A 774-nucleotide genomic window follows, 5' to 3' on the forward strand; every position below is an offset into this window, starting at 1 on the left:
GCTAGACCAATAGCAGCAGCTTGTCTTGCTTCTTTCCGAACATCCTGAATAGCATAATTCAACGTCTCAAATTTCATATCCGTATAGGATTTCGACTCGTTAACAGCATCATTGACAAGACTACTAACTTTCTCATCCGTATACTTATTGGCATCTTCAAGAACTATCTTCATCTGCTCTTCAGTATAATCATGCAACTGACCGCCATTAACAGCTTGCTGAGAACCTGTTTCAATCTTGCCTGCCGCTACATTGTCTATCATAACAGGTTCGCTGTCATTGCCTCCTACTAACGTAATGCTATTGGTCTTTTTCCCATCACTATCTTTGTCATAGTTAACAACGCCATCCGTTACGGCTACTTCAATATCTTTCACATGTTGATCTATCGTATCTACTTTGTCTTCAACCTCTTTTACCCTCTCATTCGTGCTCCAAAGCTGACCACCATTAACAACTTCTTGCGAACCTTCTTCTATCTTACCATCCAATACATTCGTAATCTTACTCGACTTACCATCATGCTTCGCATCATACGCGCCTTCTTCTTCATTCCAATTCAAACCATTGCTCGCCACACTCTTCTCAACATCATGAATACGGTCGTTGATACTCGTCATACCATCACTGACACCATCAAAAGCTCCTGCTACATCATGATAAATCTTCTTTTCTGACGAACTACCATCAGAATTGAATTGTGCAACCTTGAATTCCGGAGCCCTCCATTCGCCACCTTCATAGCTAGCTCCTCCTCCTAAATACATCGCTAGC

1 pseudogene is annotated in these 774 nt (G+C 41.7%); it reads right to left on the reverse strand.

Annotation, left to right across the window (positions count from 1 at the left end):
* A pseudogene (locus ACFILY_RS09585) lies at positions 1 to 774 on the reverse strand (hypothetical protein); the annotation flags it as partial.

The organism is Bartonella sp. CL25QHWL (genome assembly GCF_042195335.1).
Classification (GTDB): Bacteria; Pseudomonadota; Alphaproteobacteria; order Rhizobiales; family Rhizobiaceae; genus Bartonella.